Below are 4,153 nucleotides of genomic sequence, written 5' to 3' on the forward strand. Positions count from 1 at the left end.
AACCTTCGCGTTGTTGCTCCCGGTGGAGGGGGCGGCGGCCGACCGCCCCTGCCCCCCGCCCCCGGGTCGGATCCGTGGATGCCCCCCATCTTTTCTTCCGGGTGGGGGGACTTCTCGCTGTATGGGGGAGCCTGGTCAGGCGCCGGCGCGGGTCGGCACGGCCATGGACGCGGCGGCCAGCAGTTGATCGAGGGCGCGCTCGACGTCTTCCTTCCAGCCGTGGTCGGAGTCGAGTTCCAGGCGCAGCCGGGGAAAGCGGTGGTGCGCGGCGACGACTTCGAAGCCGAAGTCCTCCAGGATCTCGGCGTCGATCATGCAGGTCTCCGGGGAACAGCCGGTGGGGGAGGGCTTCTCCCTGGCCGGGGCGCCGATGCGTTCCATCAACCGCATCGAACCCGCCAGCCGATCCGAGACCGGCTCGGAGGCGGGCGCCGAACGCAACCCGAAGGCCTCCAGCGCGCGCACGCCGCGACGGACCAGATCGGCCACCACCGCTTGGAGCAGGCGATGGGCGATGTCCCCGTCGTCATAGCCGGGCTCGGTGCACAGCGTGGTCAGCAGGATGGCGTCGGGGCTCACCGGCGAGGTGGGAAACAGACCGGCGCGCGGCACGGTGGTGGGCGGCGAGTAGAGCGCGCAACCGGCGGGCCTGCCCGCCAGGTGCGCGACCTGACCGCACGATCCCCACTCCAGCATGACCGTGGAGAGCCAGGCTTCCTTCTCGAAGACCGGATCGCTGAAGCTGTGGGAGTCCGCGGCGACAGCGGGATCGATCTCCCAGAACACACATCGCCTGGCGTGTGTGGGAAGTTTGTCCAACCCGTCGAGGGTCAGTGCTGTGACGCTGGTCGACACCGCTCTGTTCAGCCTCCAGCTGTCGGATTCATCCACGCTCACGCCGCATCACAGATCATCTTAGAACCTGCCTCATTCTCTGTGCTGTTGTCGTTCGGGGACCGCACCCACAGGCGTCGTCACAGTGACGTTTCGACGCCAGGGGCGAGGTCACGGGCTTTTCGGCCCTTTCTCGTCACTTGGTCACGCCTGGAGTTCTTGCTGCCGCTGCATGAGCGCCACGATCCGTTCGAGATCCTCCACCGAGCCGAACTCGACGACAATCTTGCCCTTGCGCTTGCCGAGGCTCACCGTCACACGGGTGTCGAAGGAGTTCGACAACCGCTCGGCGACGTCCTGCAGACCCGGCATGTGGATCGGCTTGCGCTTGGGCGCCGGGGGAGTATCGGCGGCATCGGGCTCGCGATTGGCCAGCGTCACCGCTTCCTCGGTGGCGCGCACCGACATGCCCTCGGCCACGATCCTGGCCGCCATCGCCTCCTGCGCCTCGGCGCCGCCCTCCAGGCCGAGTAGCGCGCGGGCGTGGCCCGCCGAGAGCACGCCCGCCGCGACCCGGCGCTGCACCGGGATCGGCAGCTTCAGCAGCCGGATCATATTGGTGACGACCGGACGCGACCGGCCGATGCGGGTGGCCAGCTCCTCGTGCGTGACGCCGAACTCCTCCAGCAGCTGCTGATAGGCCGCCGCCTCTTCGAGCGGGTTGAGCTGCACGCGGTGGATGTTCTCCAGCAGCGCGTCCCGCAACATCGCGTCGTCGGCGGTCTCCCGGACGATCGAGGGGATCGTCTCCAAGCCCGCTTCCTGGCAGGCGCGCCACCGCCGCTCGCCCATGACGATCTGGAAGCGGTCGACACCCGGCTCCACTCGGCGCACCACGATCGGCTGCATGAGCCCGAACTCGCGGATGGAGTGCACCAATTCGGCCAGCGCTTCGTCCTCGAAGACCTGGCGCGGCTGCTTGGGGTTGGGCTCGATCTGATCCGGCGGGATCTCCCGGTAGACCGCGCCCCCGGATAGCACGAGATCGCCGTCCGCGTTTCTGTCCACGTTCTCCGGCAGCGGCGACACCGCGGGCACCTCGGCCGGATCGACACCGATGATGACATCGGCCGCCGCCGTACCGAGACCGTTCGGAGTGGCGCCGAGCACCTTCTTCGCCGTGCCGGTGGGGACCGGCCGAGCAGGCGCGGGGCGGGCGGGGGCCGCCGTCCCGTTGGCGGCCGTCCCGTTGGGAACGGTCGTGGGAGCGGTGGGAATGGTGCCGAGCCCACCGGGGGCCGTCTCCGGGCCTGTGGGGATCAACGCGGCCAGACCGCGTCCCAGTCCGCCCTTCTTCGCCTGACTCATCGGCTCACCGATCCCTTCGCTAGTCCGCCGCCATCACACCGTGCCGAACCGACGCGGATCACTCCGCGCCACTCGCCAGCTGACGCGCCATCGCCCGCTGCGCGATTTCACGTCCAGCATCGAGATAACTCATCGCGCCCCGGGAGCCTGGATCATAATCGAGCACGGTCATTCCGTAGCCCGGCGCCTCGGAGACCTTGACGCTGCGCGGAATCACCGAGCGGAGCACCACGTCACCGAAGTGACCGCGCACCTCCTCGGCGACCTGGTCGGCGAGCTTGGTGCGGCCGTCATACATCGTGAGAAGCACGGTCGAGACGTGCAGCTCCGGGTTCAGATGCGCCTGCACCAGGCTGATATTGCGGATCAGCTGACCCACACCCTCCAGCGCGTAGTACTCACACTGGATCGGGATGAGGACTTCCTTGGCGGCGACCAAGGCGTTGACGGTCAGCAGGCCCAGCGAGGGAGGGCAGTCGATCATCACGTAGTCGATGTCGTAGCCCGCGATATTCGCTTCCTGGATGGCGGCTTTCAGTCGACCCTCACGCGCGACCATCGACACCAGTTCGATCTCCGCGCCCGCCAGGTCGATCGTGGCCGGGATGCACAGCAGACGTTCGCTGTGCGGGCTCACCTGGATCGCGTCCTGGACGCTGACCTCTCCGATGAGCAGTTCATAACTCGAGGGCACGCCGGAGTGGTGCGGGATACCGAGCGCGGTGCTCGCATTGCCTTGCGGATCGAGATCGATCACGAGCACCTTCATGCCCTGATGCGCCAGTGCCGCGGCGAGATTCACCGCGGTCGTCGTCTTGCCCACGCCACCCTTCTGGTTGGCGATGGTGATGATTCGTTGCTCGCGAGGTTTCGGCACGTCCACCTTTCCTGGATGTAGCATCCGGCTTGCTCGCTGGGCCTCGGCCGCGATCGGGGTCTCGTTGGGGGAGATGTGCCCGAAGGGCGTGCTACCGAATGCGTCCGCATCGACGTTGCTGGAGTCCAGCATCCCCGGCACACGCGACGTTGTTTCCCGTGAAACATTCGCCGGACCGCTCGACATAGACAGCTCCTAACCCGAGAACTACAGACCGCGCGCGACAGACCGGGTTCCGTCGCCGTGCCTCAAAACTGCTGTGTGTCGGCTCGAATCCGATGTGCGAACCGGGTGTGGACACCCGACCGGCCGGGCAGAAACGCCCCGCACACCCGAATCCCTCCGTGGCACCTCTGCTCACGCCCGACGCCCCATACTTTGCCAGCACGGGGCGCGCGAGGAAAGTTGAATCGCTGTGTAACGCATCGGTCCCGAGAAACACCGGCGATTCGTTTCACGTGAAACGCGGCGCGTCGCGAATTCGGGTCGCCGAGATGAAGTGGGCGGCTGTCGTGCCCTCGCGCCGTGCCCTCGCGCCGTGCCCTCGCGCCGCGCCCACGGACCGCGCCCACGGGTCGCGCCGTGTCCTCGCATCGCGCCGTGTCCTCGCATCGCGCTGCGCCCACACACCGTGCGCACTGAGCTTCACCCGAACCGACTCGATGAGCGTTCGTCACGCCGGCCCCTCGTCAGATGTTTCACATGAAACATGGCACGCCGCGATGTCCGATCCCCGTGGAGCGCAAACCGACCAAGCCCTACCCATCGCTTCACCCACGCACGGGTCATCACATCAACTCGCGCGTCCCGTTCGCCGCGCCCCGCGCCAGGTCCATCCATGTCGGCCAAGGCGAGGAGCCCGCTGCGCATGAAGCCGTCTACCGCAGCATCGCCGATCCCGGGCTCACGCTCGAGGCGCAAACAATGAAGCCCGATCCGGGGGGGCGCGAATGGACCCAGCCGTCCGACGCAGCTCGTCGGGTCCGAGACAAGTCCCCGCACACCGCCCAGCACGGTCGCCGTGGGTGCGGCCGGAACGAAGCTCGACCCGTAGCGGCGACCCGACTCCAGACG

The 4,153-nt window shown here is 67.7% G+C and carries 3 protein-coding genes; all 3 read right to left on the reverse strand.

Going from position 1 to position 4,153, the window contains the following annotated elements; translation table 11 throughout:
* Window positions 1-135: 135 nt before the first annotated feature.
* The gene (locus QH283_RS12265; RefSeq protein ID WP_280503131.1) at window positions 136-855 is read right to left on the reverse strand and encodes a GNAT family N-acetyltransferase; all 720 of its coding nucleotides are present in this window, start codon (window positions 853-855) and stop codon (window positions 136-138) included.
* Window positions 856-1,038: 183 nt separating this feature from the next.
* Window positions 1,039-2,202 (reverse strand): ParB/RepB/Spo0J family partition protein, encoded by a 1,164-nt coding sequence (locus QH283_RS12270; RefSeq protein WP_280503129.1) that lies wholly within the window; start codon window positions 2,200-2,202, stop codon window positions 1,039-1,041.
* 58 nt (window positions 2,203-2,260) lie between these two features.
* Window positions 2,261-3,211 carry a ParA family protein gene (locus QH283_RS12275; protein WP_414689608.1) on the reverse strand — a complete coding sequence of 317 codons (951 nt, stop codon included), beginning with the start codon at window positions 3,209-3,211 and terminating at the stop codon, window positions 2,261-2,263.
* Between the last annotated feature and the right edge of the window lie 942 nt (window positions 3,212-4,153).

This window comes from Nocardia farcinica, assembly GCF_029867845.1.
Lineage (GTDB): Bacteria > Actinomycetota > Actinomycetes > Mycobacteriales > Mycobacteriaceae > Nocardia > Nocardia farcinica_A.